This window comes from Streptomyces sp. LN549 (assembly GCF_043203805.1).
Lineage (GTDB): Bacteria > Actinomycetota > Actinomycetes > Streptomycetales > Streptomycetaceae > Streptomyces.
The window spans coordinates 8,348,079-8,369,199 of the sequence record NZ_JAZHRI010000002.1; the positions used below are offsets into that span (position 1 = coordinate 8,348,079).

Genomic DNA, 21,121 nt, shown 5'->3' on the forward strand with positions numbered 1-21,121 from the left:
GTCAACCGAAGAGATCGTTGCGGCGCTGCGCACGTCGGTGAAGGAGAACGAGCGCCTGCGGCAGCGCGTGCGCTCCCTCGAAACCGAAGCACCGATCGCCATCGTCGGGATGGCCTGCCGATACCCCGGTGGTGCCGACACCCCGGAGAAGCTGTGGCGGCTGCTGGCCGACGGCACCGACGCCATCGGCGGGTTCCCCACTGACCGTGGCTGGGACGTGGACGCACTGTACGACCCCGACCCGGAGCACACGGGCAAGAGCTACACCCGTGAGGGCGGCTTCCTCTACGACGCGGCCGAGTTCGACCCCGGCTTCTTCGGTATCTCCCCGCGCGAGGCTCTGGCCATGGACCCGCAGCAGCGGCTCCTGCTCGAGACGTGCTGGGAAGCCGTCGAACGCGCGGGCATCGATCCACATGCCCTGCGCGAGACGAAGACCGGCATCTTCGCCGGCTTCACCAACCAGGACTACCTGGCGATGCACCAGGCCCCCGAGGGCTTCGAGGGCTACCTGCTCACCGGCAACATCGCCAGCTTCCTCTCGGGCCGCATCGCCTACACCCTGGGCCTCGAAGGCCCCGCGATGACGCTCGACACCGCCTGCTCGTCCTCTTTGGTCGCCTTGCACCTGGCGGCCCAGTCCCTGCGCTCCGGCGAGTGCTCCATGGCGCTGGTCGGCGCGGTGTCGGTGATGTCGGCGCCGGGGGAGTTCCTGGAGTTCAGCAGGCAGCGTGGACTGTCGCCCGACGGCCGTTGCAAGGCGTTCTCCGCGGACGCGGACGGTACGGGTTGGGCGGAAGGTGCCGGCGTGCTGCTCGTGGAGCGACTGTCGGACGCGCGCCGCCAGGGCCATCGCGTACTGGCGGTGGTGCGGGGTTCGGCGGTGAATCAGGACGGTGCGTCGAACGGGCTGACAGCGCCGAATGGTCCCTCTCAACAGCGGGTTATCCGGCAGGCGTTGGCGAGTGCGGGCTTGTCCGCCGCGGACGTGGACGCCGTGGAGGCGCATGGTACGGGGACGCGGCTCGGTGATCCGATCGAGGCGCAGGCGCTGCTGGCCACGTACGGGCAGGACCGTCCGGCCGAACGCCCGCTGTGGTTGGGGTCGTTGAAGTCGAACATCGGTCACGCCCAGGCTGCCGCCGGGGTGGCGGGCGTGATCAAGATGGTCATGGCGTTGCAGCATCGCTCCCTGCCGCAGACCCTGCACGCGGAAGAACCCACGCCGGAGGTGGACTGGTCCTCGGGTGGCGTGGAGCTGTTGACCGAGGCGCGGCCCTGGGAGGCCCGGCCGGGCGGGGACGGCCTGCGGAGGGCCGGAGTCTCGGCGTTCGGGGCGAGTGGGACGAATGCGCACGTGATTCTGGAGGAGGCTCCGGCGTTGCCGTCGCCGTCGGACGAGGGCCCGGTGGTGCCGGTTGCGGTGGTGCCGTGGGTGGTGTCGGGACGGTCTACGGACGGGCTACGGGCGCAGGCCGGGCGGTTGCTGGCGCGGGTCGAGGGTGATCCGGGGTTGTCGGTGGTGGATGTGGGTGCGTCGTTGGTGGGTACGCGTTCGGTGTTCGAGCACCGGGCGGTTGTGGTCGGTGGTGGGCGTGAGGAGCTGCTGGGGGGCCTGGCGGGGCTGGCGGCCGGGGAGCCTTCGGCGTCGGTGATAGCCGATGAAGGTGCTTCCGGGCCGGCCGGTGGTGTGGGTGTGTTGTTCACGGGTCAGGGTGCGCAGCGTGTGGGGATGGGGCGGGGGTTGTATGAGGCGTTCCCGGTGTTTGCTGATGTGTTGGATGAGGTGTGTGGGGCGTTTGATGAGTTGTCGGGTGGGTCGTTGCGTGAGGTGATGTTCGAGGGTCCTGCGGGGGTGTTGGATCGTACGGAGTGGGCGCAGCCTGCGTTGTTCGCGGTGGAGGTGGCGCTGTTCGCGCTGGCGGAGTCGTGGGGTGTGCGTCCGGAGCTTGTTGCGGGGCATTCGATCGGTGAGCTCGCTGCTGCGTATGTGGCGGGTGTGTGGTCTTTGTCGGATGCGGTGCGGGTGGTTGCTGCTCGGGGCCGGTTGATGGGTGCGTTGCCGTCGGGTGGGGCGATGGTGGCTCTGCAGGCGTCGGAGGGCGAGGTGCTTGGGCTGCTGGACGGTTCGGTGGGTGTGGGTATTGCGGCTGTGAACGGGCCTGAGGCGGTGGTGGTTTCGGGTGTGGAGGCTGCGGTTGTTGCGGTGTCCGAGTCCGTGGCCGGGTGGGGTCGTAAGACGAAGCGGCTGGTGGTCAGTCATGCGTTCCACTCGCTTCTGATGGACCCGATGCTGGATGAGTTCCGGGCCGTCCTGGATACGGTTGAGTTCAATGAGCCCACGCTTCCGGTGATCTCCGCTCTCACTGGCCGCCTCGCCACCGCAGGTGAGCTGTGTGATCCCGAGTTCTGGGTGCGGCATGTCCGTGAGCCCGTCCGGTTCGCGGACGTTGCCGATGTGATGCGTGCTGAGGGCGTGACCGCTTTCACCGAACTGGGGCCGGATGGGGTGCTGTCGGCTCTGGTTCCCGGTTGCGTGCCCATGCTGCGGTCCGGCCGTGACGAGCCCCGTACCGCTGTGTCCGCTCTCGCGTCCCTCTTCGTGCAGGGACAGTCCGTCGACTGGTCCGCACTCTTCACCGACACCGGCGCCAGGACCGTCGAACTCCCCACCTACGCCTTCCAACGCGAGCGTTTCTGGCTGACCTCGCACGGCTCCGACACACCCTCATGGCGGCGGCAGGGGAGCGGTCTGCAGTACCGGGTCGAGTGGGCCCGTGTCGAGGAGAGCCCGATGCGGGCCCTCCAGGGCCGTTGGCTGCTCGTTTCCGATGCGAAGTCGACCTTCGGCGGCAGTGGCTGGGGAGCGAACGTCGAGGAAGCGTTGCGCGGTCGAGGCGCCGACGTACGACAGATCGTCATATCGAAGGGCGACGGCCGTGAGGCGCTCGCGGACCGCTTGCGCGAGGAGGCCGACGGGCAGCCCGTCGCCGGGGTGCTGTCCCTGCTCGGCCTGCACCCGGATGAGGTGCCGGCGAGAACGCCCAGCGTGCCCTCGTCCGTGACAGGCGCCCTTGCGCTCTGGCAGGCGTTGCCGGACGCGGGTGTGGGCGGCCGGCTGTGGTGCGTCACAAGCGGCGCGGTCGCTGACAGCGCCTTGGACGAACGGCTGAAGGCGGAGAGTGACAGCCGCCTGCCGGACGTCCCTCAGGCGATGCTCTGGGGGATGGGCCGGGTCGCGGCCGTGGAGGGCCCAGCTCGTTGGGGCGGTCTGATCGACCTGCCGGTGAGCGTATCGACCGACACCGCCGCGCAGTTGAGCGCAGTTCTGGGTGACGGTTCGGGCGACGGATCAGGTGAGGACGAGGTCGCGATCCGCGCGACCGGCAAATGGGCGCGGCGGCTGGTGCGGGTGCCCGATGTCACCGTTCCGAGTGCTCCGCCCGTGACGCCATGGCGGCCCTCCGGCACGGTGCTGATCACCGGCGGCACCGGAACGCTGGGCAGGCAGGCGGCTGTGTGGGCGGCCAGGAACGGCGCCGAACACCTGGTGCTGGTCGGCCGGCGCGGCGACGAGGCCCCTGGAGCTGCCGAACTGCAGTCCGAAATAGAGGCGTTGGGCAAGGTCGCGGTACGGACGACCTTCGCTGCCTGCGATGTCACGGACCGGGACGCGCTGTCCCGCCTGCTCGCCGGACTCACGGCCGACGGTGGCCGCATCGAAGCGGTCCTGCACGCCGTGGGCACCGACGACCTCGGCAGCCTCGACGGGGCCGATCCGGCCACCCTGGAAGCGGTGCTGGCCGGACGGGTCGCGGGGGCGACACACCTCGACGCCCTCATCGATGACCCGGACACGCGATTCGTCCTCTTCTCCTCGCTCGTCGGAGTGCTCGGGTCCCCCGGGCTCGGCGGGCACGGTATGGGCGACGCCGTGATGGACGCACTGGCATGGCGGCGCCGTGAACGCGGGCTCCCCGCAGTGTCCGTCGCCTGGGGCCCGTGGGACGACGAGACCACCGAGTCCGGGACCGCGGACCGGGTCCGTACCCACGGCAGCGGCATCGGGCTGCTGCGGCCCGCTTCGGCACTTAACGCGCTGGGCCAGGTGATGGGGGAGGATCACCCGGCCCCGGTTGTCGCGAACGTCAACTGGTCTGACTTCGTACCGGAGTTCACCGCCACCCGCAGGCGCCCGATGCTCGACGGACTCCCGGAAACCGTCCCGGCGGCGGACGAGAACCGGTCCGTCCTGTCCGGCGACGGAGCGCAGCCCTGGCGCCGCACGATCGCCGAGCTGCCGGAGGAGGACCGCGGTCCGGCCGTACTCGCCCTCGTCCGGCGGGAGGCGGCGGCGGTGCTCGGACACAGCTCGGCCGAATCCGTGGCGGGCGGGCGCGCGTTCAAGGACCTCGGTTTCGATTCGCTCGCCGCCGTCGAACTGCGCAACCGGCTCCAGACCGTCACCGGACTCGAACTGCCCTCCACCCTGGTTTTCGACTTCCCGACGCCGACGGCGCTGGCAGGCCACCTGCTCGCGCCCGTGTCCGACGCCGACGAACGCGGACCCGTACCGACCGCAGCGCCGGACGAGCCGATCGCCATCGTCGGCATGGCGTGCCGCTATCCCGGCGGGGTCACGTCGCCCGACGACCTCTGGCGGCTGGTCGAGGCAGGCGGGGACGCGGTGTCGACCTTCCCCGAGGACCGGGGCTGGGACCTGGAGCGGCTCTACGACCCCGAACCCGGTCTGCCGGGCCGCAGCTACACCCGCGAAGGCGGCTTCCTGCACGACCTGCCGCTCTTCGACCCGGACTTCTTCGGGATCTCGCCCCGCGAGGTGTCGGCGCTCGACCCGCAGCAGCGGCTGCTGCTGGAGACCTCCTGGGAGGCGTTCGAGAGGGCCGGTGTCGATCCGGAGACCCTGCGCGGCAGCCGCACCGGCGTCTTCATGGGGTCGAACGGCCAGGACTACCCGGACCTGTTGCCAGGCCGGCCAGAGGACTTCGACGGATACCTGATGACAGGCAACGCCGCGAGCGTGATCTCCGGCCGCCTCTCGTACACCTTCGGCCTGGAGGGGCCGGCGGTGACGGTGGACACCGCGTGCTCGTCTTCGCTGGTCGCCCTGCACCTGGCGGCGCAGGCGCTGCGCGCCGGTGAGTGCTCGCTCGCGCTGGCCGGCGGCGTCGTGGCGATGACCACGCCGAACACGTTCATCGAGTTCAGCAGGCTGCGCGCGCTGTCGGCGGACGGCCGGTGCAAGGCGTTCTCGGCGGACGCGGACGGTACGGGCTGGGCAGAGGGTGTCGGGGTGCTGCTGGTGGAGCGGCTGTCGGACGCCCGCCGTAACGGCCACCAGGTGCTCGCCGTCATCCGGGGCTCCGCCGTCAACCAGGACGGCGCGTCCAACGGCCTCACTGCCCCCAGCGGCCCCTCCCAGCAGCGCGTCATCCGGCAGGCGCTGGCGAACGCAGGGCTGGCGACGAACGACATCGACGCCGTCGAGGCGCACGGCACAGGCACGCAGCTCGGCGACCCGATCGAGGCGCAGGCGCTGCTGGCCACCTACGGACAAGAGCGCCCTGTGGACCGGCCGTTGTGGCTGGGGTCGCTGAAGTCGAACATCGGCCACAGCCAGGCGGCCGCCGGGGTGGGCGGGGTCATCAAGATGGTGATGGCGCTGCGTAACGGGCTCCTCCCCAGGACTCTGCACGTCGAGGAGCCCACGCCTCAGGTCGACTGGTCGACCGGCGCCGTACGGCTGCTGGCCGAGGCCCAGTCCTGGCCGGAGGGCGCCGCCCCGCGCCGCGCCGCCGTGTCGTCCTTCGGGGCCAGCGGCACGAACGCCCACCTCATCGTGGAGGAGGCCCCGGCCCCCGGCCCCGCTCCCAGCCCTGACGTACCGGGTACCACCGCGACGCCCGCAGCTCTCCCCTGGCTGCTCTCCGCCCGTACGGAGTCCGCCGTCGCGGACCAGGCCCGCCGCCTGCTGGCCCACCTGCGGTCCGGTATCGACGTGTCCCCGCTCGACGTCGGCTGGTCGCTGCTGACGACGCGGGCTGCTTTCGATCACCGGGCGGTGGTCGTGGGGTCTGGCGCGGTCGATTTGGCGGCTGGTCTGGAGGCTCTGGCGGCTGGCGTTTCGGCGGTGGGGACGGTTCAGGGTTCGCTTCAGGGTTCATCTGGTCGGGTGGTGTTTGTTTTTCCTGGTCAGGGTGGGCAGTGGGTGGGGATGGCGGCGGGTTTGTTGGGGTCGTCGCCGGTGTTTGCTGCTCGGTTGGTGGAGTGTGCTGAGGTGTTGGATGCGTTGACGGGTTGGTCGTTGTTGGATGTGGTGCGGGGTGTGGAGGGTGCTCCGTTGTTGGAGCGGGTGGATGTGGTGCAGCCGGTGTTGTTTGCGGTGATGGTGTCGTTGTCGGCGTTGTGGGCTTCGGTGGGTGTGGTGCCGGCGGCTGTGGTGGGTCATTCGCAGGGTGAGATCGCGGCGGCGTGTGTGGCGGGTGCGTTGTCGTTGGAGGATGCGGCTCGGGTGGTGGTGTTGCGGAGCCGGGCGATTTTGGTGTTGTCGGGGCTTGGGGGTATGGCGTCGGTGGCTTTGCCGGCTGTGGAGGTCGGTGAGTTGTTGGGGCGGTGGGGGTCGGCGTTGTCCGTTGCGGTGGTGAACGGCCCGTCCTCGACGGTTGTCTCCGGTGATGGGCAGGCGCTCGATGAACTGCTGGCGGATTTGGCGGCCAGGGGTGTGCGGGCCAAGCGTCTCCCGGTGGATTACGCCTCCCACTCGGTACATGTGGAAGCCATCGAGGATGAGCTCCTGGATCTGCTGGCCCCTATCACGCCTCTGAGCAGTGATGTCGCCTTCTACTCCGCGGTGACCGGCGGACCGGTCGACACGACCACACTCGACGCGGCGTACTGGTATCGGAATCTGCGGCAGACGGTGCGGTTCGAGGACGCGACGCGAGCTCTGCTCGCCGACGGCCATACCGTCTTCGTGGAGGCGAGTCCGCATCCGGTGCTGACCCTGGGCATCCAGGAGACCTGCGAGGACACCGGCACGCACGCGGTCAGCACCGGCACCCTGCGCCGGGACGAGGGCGGACTCGACCGCTTCCTCCTCTCGGCCGCCCAACTCCACGTCCACGGCGTCCCCGTCGACTGGAGCGCGTTGTTCGCCGGGACCGGCGCGCGCCGGTCCGACCTGCCCACGTACGCCTTCCAGCACGAGCGCCACTGGCATCAGCCGGGCACCGACGCCGTCACCGACGTGACCACCGCCGGACTTGAGCCGGTCGACCACCCGCTGCTGAGCACCGCGGTGGAACTGGCCGGTGACGGCGGCGCGATCCTCACCTCACGGATCTCGCTGCGCTCGCACCCCTGGCTCGCCGACCACGCGGTGGAGGGCACGGTACTGCTCCCCGGCACGGCCTTCGTCGAGCTCGCGATCAGGGCCGGTGACCAGGTCGGCGCGGACCGCTTCGAGGAACTGATCCTGGAGGCGCCGGTGATCCTGCCGGCAGACGGAGCCGTCCAGTTGCAGGTCGCCGTCGGCGCGCCTGATGCGGACGGCGCACGGGAACTGGCGGTCCACTCCCGGCCCGACCACGGCGCCCCTGGCGAGGACGACGAACGCGCGTGGACACGTAACGCGGGCGGAGCCCTGGTCACCGGCGGACACCCCGTCCCGACCGGCCTCACCGACTGGCCGCCCGCCGACGCCGAGGAAGTGGACGTCACCGGCGCGTACGACACGCTGCTGGGCCACGGCTACGAATACGGCCCGGCGTTCCAGGGGCTGCGCCGGGCCTGGCGACGCGGCGACGACGTCTTCGCCGAGGTCGCGCTCCCCGACGACGTAAGCACCACGGCTGGTGACTTCGCCCTGCACCCCGCGCTCCTGGACGCGGCCCTGCACGCCGTCATGCTGTCCACGCTCGGCACGGACGCGGACCCCGTCCTCCCGTTCTCCTGGAACGGGGTGAGCCTGCATGCCACCGGGGCGGCGGTGCTGCGGGTGCACTTCTCCGTGACAGGTGCCGACACCGCCTCGCTCGTCGTCGCCGACGGTGCGGGCGCCCCCGTGGCGAGCGCCGACGCGCTGTCCTGGCGGCCGGTATCCACCGACGCCCTGCGCGGCACCCGCACACCCGCCCACCACGAAGGGCTCTTCCAAGTCGCCTGGGTACCGTCCCAGGCGACCGTCACGGCCGACGCGCCCGCTTCCTGGGCGGTCGTCGCGAACGGCCTGAAGGCCGTCGACCGGCTCCGGCCCGAGCAGGGCGTGCCGGTTTACGACAGTCTGGATGCCCTACGGCAGGCCGTCGACGGCGGACAATCGGCACCTGATGCCGTCGTGCTGCCACTCGACCGCACGGGCCGGGCCGCCGGAACGGTCGGCACCACCCACACGGAGGTGCTGCGCGCCCTCGCCGTCGCCCAGGACTGGCTCGCCGACGAGAGGTTCGAGAGCGGCCGGCTGGTCCTCGCCACCGAAGGCGGTTCCCTCGCCGACGGCGGCGACGATCCGGACGAACTCGCCGCCGCCGCGGCCTGGGGCCTGCTCAAGTCCGCGCAGACCGAGAACCCGGGCCGGATCGTCCTGGTCGACATCGGCGCGGACACCGGCCTCTGGAATCCGCTCACCGAAGCCGTCGCCACCGGCGAGCCGCAGAGCGCCATCGTAGGCGGGTCGGTCCGGGTACCCAGGCTGACCCGTGTCCCCGTCACCGAGGACGACCCCGGCACACCCCTCGACCCCGACGGCACGGTCCTCATCACCGGCGGCACCGGCGTCCTGGGCGGCATGCTCGCCGACCGGCTGGTCAGGCACCACCACGTCAAGCACCTGCTGCTCACGAGCCGGCGCGGCGACCAGGCACCCGGAGCAGCCGAACTCGCGGCAGAACTGGCACAGCTTGGTGCCACCGTGACCATCGCCGCCTGCGACATGGCCGACCGCGCGGCGGTCGCCGAGGTGCTGGCCTCGATCCGCGCCGAGCACCCGCTCACCGCCGTCGTGCACACCGCCGGCGTGGCCGACGACGGCGTCATCCCGGCCCTGACCCCCCAGCGGACCGCCGACGTCCTGAGGCCCAAGGTGGACGCCGCCTGGCACCTGCACGAACTCACTCGCGACACGGGCCTGGCGGCCTTCGTCCTCTTCTCGTCCGCCGCCGCCACTCTCGGCGGTGCCGGCCAGGGCAACTACGCCGCAGCCAACGCCTTCCTCGACGCCCTCGCCCAGCACCGCCACACGGCAGGCCTGCCCGCACTCACCCTGTCCTGGGGCCTGTGGGGACAGGCCAGCGGCATCACCGCCCACCTCAGCGACGCCGACCATCAGCGGATGGCCCGGGCCGGTATGGCCGCACTCGGCGCCGACGAAGCCCTGGCCCTGTTCGACACGGCCCTCACCCTGCGTACCCCGTGGCTCCTGCCGATGCGGCTGGACATCAAGGCGCTGCGGCGGCAGGGAGACACCTTGCCCACCCTCTTCCACGGCCTCGTCCGCCGCACACCACGGCGCGGTACGGCGGGCGCCGACCCGGCCGCCACCGCCTCGTCACTGGTCCAGCGGCTCACCACCATGACCCCGGCGCAACAGGAGGCCGAGATCCTCGACCTCGTACGCACCCACGTCAGCACGGTCCTCGGCCACTCCGCCGGGCAGAAGGTCGACGCGGAACGCGCCTTCAAGGAACTCGGATTCGACTCCCTCACCGCGGTCGAGCTCCGCAACCGGCTCAACGCGTCGGTCGGACGACGCCTGCCCGCGACCCTCGTCTTCGACTACCCGACACCGCAGGCGCTGACCACGTACCTGCGCGATGAACTCGTCGGCTCCGGGCTGTCCGCCGACGACCTGGTCTTTCAGGAGATCGACAGGCTCGGCTCCGTCCTGCGGATAGCGGCCCTCGACACCATGGCCCGCGACCAGGCCAGGGCCCGGCTGAAGAGCCTGCTGGCGCTGCCGCTGTGGAACGAGGCGGCAGCGGGCGAGGGAATGACCGACGTGGTGGATGAGATCGACGGCTCCTCGGCCGAGGAGATCTTCGACTTCATCGACAAGGAATTCGGCCTGAACGCCAACTGATCGGCCGTCAATCAACCGAGCGGACTGAGTGGGGCATCAGCGATGGAGAACGACCAGAAGCTCGTTTCGTACCTGAAGAAAGTCACGGCCGACCTCTACCAGACGCGCCACCGTCTGCAGGAACTCGAACAGAACACCCGCGAGCCCATCGCGATCGTCGGCATGGCCTGCCGCTTCCCCGGCGGCGTCCAGTCCCCGGACGACCTGTGGCGGCTCGTCTCCGACGGCACCGACGCCATCACCGACTTCCCGACCGACCGTGGCTGGAACGAGGAGCTGTACGACCCCGACCCCGACCGTCAGGGCAAGAGCTACGTTCGCGAGGGCGGCTTCCTTCACGACGCGGCCGACTTCGACGCGGCCTTCTTCGGTATGAGCCCACGGGAGGCCCTGGCCGTGGACGTTCAGCAGCGGCTGCTGCTTGAGACCTCCTGGGAAGCCTTCGAACAGGCCGGCATCCGCCCCCAGTCGGTCAAGGACGCTCCGGTCGGGGTCTACGCCGGGGTGATGTACGGCGACTACGCCCAGCGCTTCCGCCACATCCCCGACGGCTTCGAGGGCTACCTGCTGCACGGCAGTGCGGGCAGCGTCGCGTCCGGCCGCGTCGCCTACAACCTGGGTCTGGTCGGCCCCGCGGTGACCGTCGACACCGCCTGCTCGTCCTCCTTGGTCGCCCTGCACCTGGCCGCCCAGTCCCTGCGCGCGGGCGAGTGCTCGCTCGCGCTCGCCGGTGGTGTCTCCGTGATGGCGACCCCTGGCCCCTTCGTCGAGTTCAGCCGCCAGCGCGGCTTGTCGCCGGAGGGCCGCTGCAAGTCCTTCGCCGCCGACGCCGACGGCGCCGGCTGGGGCGAAGGCGTCGGCATGCTGCTGGTCGAGCGGCTGTCGGACGCCCGCCGCAACGGCCACCGGGTACTGGCCGTGCTGAGCGGTTCGGCGATGAACCAGGACGGCGCGTCGAACGGCTTCACCGCACCCAATGGTCCCTCTCAACAGCGGGTTATCCGACAGGCGTTGGCGAGTGCGGGGCTGTCCGCGGGTGACGTGGACGTGGTCGAGGGCCACGGCACCGGTACGCCACTCGGTGATCCGATCGAGGCGCAGGCGCTGCTGGCCACGTACGGGAAGGAACGACCTGCGGGCCGGCCGCTGTGGTTGGGGTCGTTGAAGTCGAACATCGGTCACGCCCAGGCTGCCGCCGGGGTGGCGGGCGTGATCAAGATGGTCATGGCGTTGCAGCATCGCACTCTGCCGCAGACCCTGCACGTGGATGAGCCGACGCCACAGGTGGACTGGACCGCGGGCGCTGTGGAGCTGTTGACCGAGGCGCGGGCCTGGGAAGAGGTCGAGGGTCGCCCGCGGCGGGCGGGTGTGTCCTCCTTCGGAATCAGTGGGACGAATGCGCACGTGATTGTGGAGGAGGCTCCGGCGTTGCCGTCGTCGTCGGGCGAGGGCCCGGTGGTGGTGCCGGTTGCGGTGCCGTGGGTGGTGTCGGGGCGTTCGGTGGAGGGTTTGCGGGCGCAGGCCGGGCGGTTGCTGGCGCGGGTCGAGGGTGACCTGGGGTTGTCGGTGGTGGATGTGGGTGCGTCGTTGGTGGGGACGCGTTCGGTGTTCGAGCACCGTGCGGTTGTGGTGGGTGGTGGGCGTGAGGAGCTGCTGGGGGGCCTGGCGGGGCTGGCGGCCGGGGAGCCTTCGGCGTCGGTGATCACGGGGGCGGCTGCTGGGCCGGCCGGTGGTGTGGGTGTGTTGTTCACAGGTCAGGGTGCGCAGCGTGTGGGGATGGGGCGGGGGTTGTATGAGGCGTTCCCGGTGTTTGCTGATGTGTTGGATGAGGTGTGTGGGGCGTTTGATGAGTTGTTGGGTGGGTCGTTGCGTGAGGTGATGTTCGAGGGTCCTGCGGGGGTGTTGGACCGTACGGAGTGGGCGCAGCCTGCGTTGTTCGCGGTGGAGGTGGCGCTGTTCGCGCTGGCGGAGTCGTGGGGTGTGCGTCCGGAGCTTGTTGCGGGGCATTCGGTGGGCGAGCTCGCTGCTGCGTATGTGGCGGGTGTGTGGTCTTTGTCGGATGCGGTGCGGGTGGTTGCTGCTCGGGGCCGGCTGATGGGTGTGTTGCCGTCGGGTGGGGCGATGGTGGCTCTGCAGGCGTCGGAGGGTGAGGTGCTTGGGCTGCTGGACGGTTCGGTGGGTGTGGGTATTGCGGCTGTGAACGGGCCTGAGGCGGTGGTGGTTTCGGGTGTGGAGGCTGCGGTTGTTGCGGTGTCCGAGTCCGTGGCCGGGTGGGGTCGCAAGACGAAGCGGCTGGTGGTCAGCCATGCGTTCCACTCGCTTCTGATGGACCCGATGCTGGACGACTTCCGGGCCGTCCTGCGGCAGGTTGACTTCAACGAACCGCGTATCCCGGTGGTGTCCGCTCTCACTGGCCGCCTCGCCACCGCAGGTGAGCTGTGTGATCCCGAGTTCTGGGTGCGGCATGTCCGTGAGCCCGTCCGGTTCGCGGACGTCGCCGAGGCCATGAACGACGAGGGAATCACCGCTTTCACCGAACTGGGGCCGGATGGGGTGCTGTCGGCTCTCGTGCCCGGTTGCGTGCCCATGCTGCGGTCCGGCCGTGACGAGCCCCGTACCGCTGTGTCCGCTCTCGCGTCCCTCTTCGTGCAGGGACAGTCCGTCGACTGGTCCGCGCTCTTCACCGACACCGGCGCCAGGACCGTCGACCTCCCCACCTACGCCTTCCAACGCGAGCGTTTCTGGCTCGATGCGGGACCCGCTACAGCGGACGCGGGCCTGGTCACGCTGGGCCACCCATTCGTGGGTGCGGTTGTGGAGCTGGCCGAACCGGGCGGTGTGGTGGTGTCCGGGCGGCTGTCCCGGCGCTCGCACGCATGGCTGGCCGATCACGCGGTACTGGACACGGTGCTGGTGCCCGGGACGGCCTTCGTCGAGCTGGCCTCGTGGATAGGGGAGCGCTGGGGCGGCGGCGGTGTCGAGGAACTGACGCTGGCTGCTCCGCTCCTGCTGCCCGAGCGTGGTGACGTCCAGATCCAGGTGATAGTCGGATCCCCCGACGACACCGGTCGACGCGACATCAGCATCAGTTCGCGGCCCGGACCGGCGGCCACCGAGACGTTCGAGGAGCCGAAGGCGTGGACGCAGAACGCGACCGGTGTCCTACGGCAGAGCGGGGACGTGCTGCCGCGACCGGACGACCTGTTCACCCAGTGGCCCCCCGCGCACGCCGTCGTGGTCGACACCGAAAGGGCGTACGAGCGGCTGGCCGAGACCGGTCACGGCTATGGGCCGGCGTTCCAGGGCCTCCGGGCGGTATGGCGCACCGAGGACGACGTCTTCGCCGAGGTGGAGCTGCCCGGCGAACAGCACTCCGCGGCATCGGCCTTCGCCCTGCACCCGGCGCTGCTCGACGCGACCCTGCACGCGGTGGGGCTGAGCGACCTCTTCGGGGACGACGGCGCCCAGGCACGGCTGCCGTTCTCCTGGCAGGGCGCCGACATCCACGCCTGGGGAGCCTCCGCGCTACGGGTCCGGCTGACCAGGACCGGCCCCGACACGCTCTCCCTGGTCGCCGCCGACCCGACGGGCCAACCCGTCGCCACCATCGAAGCCCTCGTCCTGCGGCCCGTCTCCGCCGAACAGCTCGACGCGGCCCGCGACCGGGGCCCGGACTCCCTGTTCCGAACGGACTGGGTGGCCCTTCCGCTGCGGAAGCAGCCGACAGAGGCGGCGGGCCTGTGGGTCGTACTCGGCGAGGATGCCACCGGGACGGCCGCCGGACTCCGAGCGGCGAACTGCCGGACGGAGACGTACGACGACCTCGACGCCTTGGCCGCGGCGGCTGCCGCCGGGGCGACGGTCCCTGACGTGGTCGTCCACGCCTGCCGGCCCACGATCGGCGAAGAGCCGACAGCGGCGACGCGCGAGGTGCTGGAACTGGCCCAACGATTCCTGGAGTCGGCGCAGTTCGACGGCTCCCGGCTGGTGCTGCTGACCCGCGGGGCGGTCGCCGCACGCCCTGACGAGGACGTGCCCGACCTTGCCCTGGCCGCCGCGTGGGGACTGCTGCGCTCGGCGCAGACCGAGCAGCCGGGACGGTTTATCGTCGTCGACCGCACAGGAGACGCGCCGACGGCAGCTCACCTGCTGCCCGCTCTCCTGGCCGCGAACGAGCCTCAGGCCGCCTTCCGGGACGACGGCGTACTCGTCCCGCGGCTCGTCCGCGCCAAGGGCTCGGCACCCGCCGGTGAGCCGGGGCTCGACCCGACCGGCACCGTGCTGATCACCGGAGGAACCGGGACGCTCGGTGGCTTGGTCGCGCGCCACCTGGTACGAGAACACGGCGTCCGTAAGCTGCTGCTGACCAGCCGTCAGGGTATGGCGGCTCCGAGCGCCGCCGGGCTCGTGGCGGAGCTGGCCGAACTGGGAGCCGACGCGATGGTGGTGGCCTGTGACGCCGCCGACCGCGACGCACTCGCCGCCTCCCTGGCGACGATTCCCGCCGGGGCGCCGCTCACCGCCGTGGTCCATGCCGCCGGTGTACTGGACGACGGCGTGCTGGACTCGCTGACCCCCGACCGGCTCGACACAGTGTTCCGCCCCAAAGCGGACGCCGCGCTGAATCTGCACGAGCTGACGCGCGACACGGACCTCGCGGCCTTCGTGCTGTTCTCTTCCGCGGCAGCCGTCCTCGGTGGCGCCGGCCAGGCCGGATACGCGGCGGCGAACGCGTACCTCGACGCGCTGGCGCAGCACCGGCACGCGCACGGGCTGCCCGCGGTGTCCCTCGCCTGGGGCCTGTGGAGCGAGGCCAGCGCGCTCACCGGGCAGCTCACCGACACCGACCGCCGCCGAGCGGCACGTGGCGGCGTCATCGCGCTGTCCACCGAAGAAGGACTGGCTCTGTTCGACGCGGCGTTCGTCGCCCATGACCAGCCTCAACTGGTGCCTGTTCAAATGGACTTGGCGTCCGTACGGCAGAACGGCAACATCCCCGCGCTGCTCCGGCGCCTGGTACGTCCGGCGGCCCGCACGGTCGCCAAGCGCGGAACCGAGGGCACCCAAAGCCTGCGCCGCCGGCTCGTCGCGCTGCCCGCCGAAGACCGCGAACCCGCGGTGCTCGCCCTCGTGTGCGGGCACGTCGCGGACGTCCTCGGCCACAGCTCCGTCACCGCCGTGGACCCGGGCCGGGCCTTCCAGGAAGCCGGCTTCGACTCGCTGACCGCGGTCGAGCTGCGCAACCGGCTGACCGACGAGACCGGGCTCCGGCTTCCAGCCACACTCGTCTTCGACTATCCCACCCCCCAGGTGATGGCCCGCCGCATCCTCGCGGACGTGCTCGGCGAGGAAACTGCCGCACCCGCCGCCCAGGTCACGGCCCCGGTCCCGCTCGGCAACGACCCGGTCGCGATCATCGGCATGGCCTGCCGCTTCCCCGGCGGCGTCACGACCCCCGAGGAACTGTGGCAGATGCTGTCCGCGGGCGCCGACGGCATCTCCGGCTTCCCCGCGAACCGCGGCTGGGACCTCGCCGACCTCTACGACCCCGACCCCGAGCGGACCGGGAAGACCTACACCCGCGAAGGCGGCTTCCTCCACGACCTCGACCAGTTCGACCCCGCCTTCTTCGGGATTTCGCCCCGCGAGGCACTGGGCATGGACCCTCAGCAGCGGCTGCTCCTGGAGACTTCCTGGGAAGCCCTCGAACGCGCCGGGATCGACCCCGACACACTCCGCGGCAGCCGCACAGGCGTCTTCGTCGGCGCGAACGGCCAGGACTACGCGGCCCTGCTCGCCGAGTCCCCCCAGGACTACGAGGGCTACCTGCTGACCGGCGGCTCGGCCAGCGTCATCTCCGGTCGCCTCTCGTACGCGTACGGCTTCGAGGGCTCTGCCGTGACGGTCGACACGGCGTGCTCGTCCTCCCTGGTCGCCCTGCACCTGGCCGCCCAGGCCCTCCGCGGTGGCGAGTGCTCCATGGCGCTCGTCGGCGGAGCCGCGGTGATGTCCACCCCGACGCTGTTCGTGGAGTTCAGCCGCCAGCGCGGGTTGTCGGCAGACGGCCGGTGCAAGGCGTTCTCGGCGGACGCGGACGGTACGGGCTGGTCGGAAGGTGTCGGGGTGCTGCTGGTGGAGCGGCTGTCGGACGCCCGCCGCAACGGCCACCGGGTGCTCGCGGTCGTACGCGGCTCGGCGGTCAACCAGGACGGCGCGTCCAACGGCCTCACCGCGCCGAACGGCCCTTCGCAGCAACGGGTCATCCGGCAGGCCCTCGCCAGTGCGGGCCTCTCCGCTGACCAGGTCGACGTGGTGGAGGCGCACGGCACCGGGACCCGGCTGGGCGATCCGATCGAGGCCCAGGCCGTGCTGGCGACGTACGGGCAAGGCCGGCCGGCGGACCGGCCGTTGTGGCTGGGGTCGTTGAAGTCGAACATCGGGCACACGCAGGCCGCCGCCGGAGTGGGCGGCGTGATCAAGATGGTGATGGCGCTGCAACACGGCACCTTGCCGAAGACCCTGCACGTCACGGAACCGACACCACAGGTCGACTGGACCGAGGGCGCCGTGGAGTTGCTGACCGAGGCACGCCCGTGGGACACCGACGGCCGGCCGCGCCGGGCCGGGATCTCCTCCTTCGGGGTCAGCGGAACCAACGCCCACGTGTTGATCGAGCAGGCCCCGGAACCTGTGACGCATAGGGCCCTTGCGCTCACGGGCCCCGAACACGATGCGGAACAGCCCGACCTGACGGCCGTGCCTCTCCTGCTGTCGGCGAAGTCCGAGGCCGCGGTACGAGCCCAGGCGCGTCGGCTGCAGTCCGTGGTGGAGTCCGGCGTTCCCGTGGCGGACATCGCGCTGTCACTGATCACTCAGCGGTCCCTGCTCGATCACCGGGCGGTGGTCGTGGGGTCTGGCGCGGTCGATTTGGCGGCTGGTCTGGAGGCTCTGGCGGCTGGCGTTTCGGCGGTGGGGACGGTTCAGGGTTCATCTGGTCGGGTGGTGTTTGTTTTTCCTGGTCAGGGTGGGCAGTGGGTGGGGATGGCGGCGGGTTTGTTGGGGTCGTCGCCGGTGTTTGCTGCTCGGTTGGTGGAGTGTGCTGAGGTGTTGGATGCGTTGACGGGTTGGTCGTTGTTGGATGTGGTGCGGGGTGTGGAGGGTGCTCCGTTGTTGGAGCGGGTGGATGTGGTGCAGCCGGTGTTGTTTGCGGTGATGGTGTCGTTGTCGGCGTTGTGGGCTTCGGTGGGTGTGGTGCCGGCGGCTGTGGTGGGTCATTCGCAGGGTGAGATCGCGGCGGCGTGTGTGGCGGGTGCGTTGTCGTTGGAGGATGCGGCTCGGGTGGTGGTGTTGCGGAGCCGGGCGATTTTGGTGTTGTCGGGGCTTGGGGGTATGGCGTCGGTGGCTTTGCCGGCTGTGGAGGTCGGTGAGTTGTTGGGGCGGTGGGGGTCGGCGTTGTCCGTTGCGGTGGTGAACGGCCCGTCCTCGACGGTTGTTTCCGGTGATGGGCAGGCGCTCGATGAACTGCTGGCGGATTTGGCGGCCAGGGGTGTGCGGGCCAAGCGTCTGCCGGTGGATTACGCCTCCCATTCGGTACATGTGGAAGCCATCGAGGATGAGTTGTCGCGGGTGCTGGCGTCGGTCGTGCCGGTGTCGAGTGGTGTTGCGTTCTATTCGACGGTGACCGGCGAACCGGTCGACACGAGTTCGTTGGACGCGGCGTATTGGTATCGGAATCTGCGGCAGACGGTGCGGTTCGAGGACGCGACGCGCGCTCTGTTGGCTGATGGTTACACCGTCTTCGTGGAGGCGAGTCCGCATCCGGTGCTCGCGGTGGGTGTGCAGGAGAGCGCTGAGGCCGCGGGTGTCGATGTGGTGTTCACCGGTTCCCTGCGCCGGGACGAGGGCGGACTCGACCGCTTCCTCCTCTCGGCCGCCCAACTCCACGTCCACGGAACACGGATCGACTGGTCCTCGCTCTTCGAAGCCACCGGCGCCCGGACCATCGACCTTCCCACGTACCCCTTCCAGCGACAGCGCTACTGGCTCCAGCCGCCCGCGCACCGCCTCACCGGCGACCTCGCCGGAGCCGGGCTCGCCGACGCGAACCACCCCCTGCTCGGCGCCGAAGTCGGCCTCGCGGACGGGGCAGGCGCCGTGCTCACCGGGCGCATCTCGCTGGAGTCCCAGCCCTGGCTGGCCGATCACGCGGTCCTGGACACCGTGCTGCTGCCGGGCACCGGATTCGTGGAGCTGGCCGCCCGGGCCGCTCGCCAGATCGGCGCCGACCGTATCGAGGAACTCACCCTGCACGCACCGCTGGTGCTACCCGAACGCGGCGCCATCCAGGTGCAGGTGGTCGTCGGCCGGCAGGACGCGTCGGGGTATTCGGAGATCGCGGTCCACTCGCGGCCCGACACCCCCGGCCCGGACGGGGACCGCGCCTGGACACGGCACGCCATGGGATCCCTCGGCACCGCGAACAACCAGGAGGAGCCCACCTACGACGAGTTGATGACCTGGCCACCTGCCGACGCCGACGAACTGCCCGTGGCCGGCATGTACGAGCGCTTCACCGCGCTCGGGTACGGCTACGGCCCGGCCTTCCAGGGCCTGCGCAGGGCCTGGCAGCGCGGCGACGACGTCTTCGCCGAGGTCGCTCTGCCCGAGGACGTGAGCGCCACCGCGACCGCGTACGAGATCCACCCCGCCCTGCTGGACTCCGCGCTCCACGCCTCCGTCCTCGCCCTGCACGGCGAGGACAGCACCGCCGTACTGCCCTTCTCCTGGAACGGAGTGCGACTGCACACCGCCGGCCCCGCGGCGCTGCGCGTCCACTTCCACCGGACAGGCAAGGAGGAGGTGACCGTCGCCGTGACGGACGCCACCGGGCGGCCGGTCGCGTCGGTCGCGTCCCTGGTCGCCCGCCCGGTCGCCGCAGACCAACTGGCCCAGGCCCGGCAGGCGCTGGGCGACGAGTCGGCCGGGACGGACGCGTGGCGCTACCGGATCGACTGGGCACCTGTCGGCGACACCCCCGACGGCACGCTGTCCGGCACCTGGCTGCTGGCCATTCCGGCCGTGCACGCCAAGAACGCCTGGGTACGAGCCTCCGCGACCGCGCTGAGCGGGCGCGGCGCCACCGTCCGGCAGGTCCTCGTGGACGAGACCGATCTCGACCGCGCCGAGCTCGCCGCACGCCTCAAGGAGGCGGCGGACAACGTGCCCGTCACCGGCGTGCTCTCCTGGCTCGCCCTCGACGAGCGCAGGCATCCCGAGCACGGTGCCGTCCCGCTCGGCCTCGCCCACTCGGTCACCCTGATCCAGGCCCTCGACACCGCCGGGATTCAGGCACCCGTCTGGTGCGCCACCCAGGACGCAGCCGCGGCGACCTCGACCGACCGGCTCACCAACCCCGTACAGTCCGCTGTCTGGGGGCTCGGCCGGGTCGTCGCCCTGGAACAGCCCGAACAGTGGGGCGGCCTCGTCGACCTCCCCGCCGAACCGACCGAACGCGCCCTGGCCCGGCTCACCGACATCCTCAGCGCCGACCGCGACGAGGACCAGGTCGCCATCCGCGACTCCGGCGTATTCGTCCGCCGGCTTAACCGCGCCCCGGCCGGCGGACCGGCCACCGATCGTGCCTGGACACCCCACGGCACCGTGCTGGTCACAGGCGGCACCGGTGCCCTCGGCGGCCACGTCGCCCGCTGGCTCGCCACCAACGGTGCCACGCGGATCGTCCTCACCAGCCGAAGCGGCGAAGCAGCGCCCGGAGCGAGGGAACTCAAGGCCGAACTCGAGGCCTTCGGGGTGAACGCCACCTTCGCGGCCTGTGACATCGCCGACCGCACCCAACTGGCCGACCTGCTCGCCTCGCTGCCGGCCGACGAACCTCTCACCGCTGTCTTCCACGTCGCGGGCGTCTCCCGTGACGGCGTGGTGGACGCCCTCACGTACGACGACATGGACACCGTCCTGCGGCCGAAGATCGACGCCGCGTTCAACCTGCACGAACTCACGGAACACCTCGACCTGTCGGCCTTCGTGCTGTTCTCGTCCGTCTCCGGCGTCCTCGGCTCCGCCGGCCAGGCCAGCTACGCCGCAGGCAACACCTACCTCGACTCGCTGGTCCAGCAGCGCCGCGCCCGCGGCCTCGCCGGCACCGCGCTGGGCTGGGGCATGTGGGGCGGCGACGGCATGGCAACGCTGGGGACGAACGAGGAACGGATCAAGCGCCGCGGCATCCGCCCCATGGACCCGGAGGCCGCGATCGACGTCATGGCCCAGGCCCTCCGCGAGGACGAACCGTTCCTCACCATCATCGACGTCGACTGGCGGCGCTTTGTCGCCGAGGTGCACCGCGGCCGGGCCCGGCCCCTGATCGGTGACCTGCCCGAGGTGCGGGCCCTGCGCACCGCCACGGCCACCCGGGCCGCGGACCCCGCCGAGATTCCGGACAACCTGGCCGACCGCCTGACCGGACTGTCGCAGGCAGAGCAGGACCGCCTCCTTACCACGCTGGTACGGGCACAGGCCGCCACGGTCCTCGGCCATGTCTCACCCAACGGAGTCGCGGCAGAACGGGCCTTCAAGGAGCTGGGCTTCGACTCGCTGGCCTCCGTGGAACTACGCAACCGGCTCAACACTGCGACCGGCCTGAGGCTGCCCGCCACGCTCATCTTCGACTATCCGACCTCCGCCGCCCTGGCCGGCTATCTGCGGGGGCAACTCGTCCCGGACGAGACGCCGACGGTCGCCTCCGTCCTCGCGGAGTTCGACCGCCTCGAAGCCGTCCTCGACGCATTCGCCGCCGACCAGGAAGCCCAACCCCAACTCATGCTCCGCTCCCGGGAGATCATGGCGAAGATCGGCATCCCGGCGCCCGAGAACGGCCCCACGGCATCGACGCAGAAGCTCGATGCCGCGTCCGACGACGAGATCTTCGACTTCATCAACAAGGAACTCGGCAAGTCGAACCAATCGAACTAGCGCCTGCGCCGGGGCGGCCCGCTGCACGGGCCGCCC

Annotated in this window: 2 protein-coding genes; both read left to right on the forward strand. The window is 70.9% G+C overall.

The genetic code is table 11. The features are described from left to right. The first annotated feature begins 37 nt into the window (after nt 1-37). Nucleotides 38-10,096 (forward strand): SDR family NAD(P)-dependent oxidoreductase, encoded by a 10,059-nt coding sequence (locus SH922_RS37025; protein WP_393063799.1) that lies wholly within the window; start codon nt 38-40, stop codon nt 10,094-10,096. Between the two features lie 72 nt (nt 10,097-10,168). Beyond that, entirely contained in the window at nt 10,169-21,085 is a 10,917-nt protein-coding gene (locus SH922_RS37030) for a type I polyketide synthase (RefSeq protein ID WP_393063800.1), read from the forward strand. Nucleotides 21,086-21,121 lie beyond the last annotated feature (36 nt).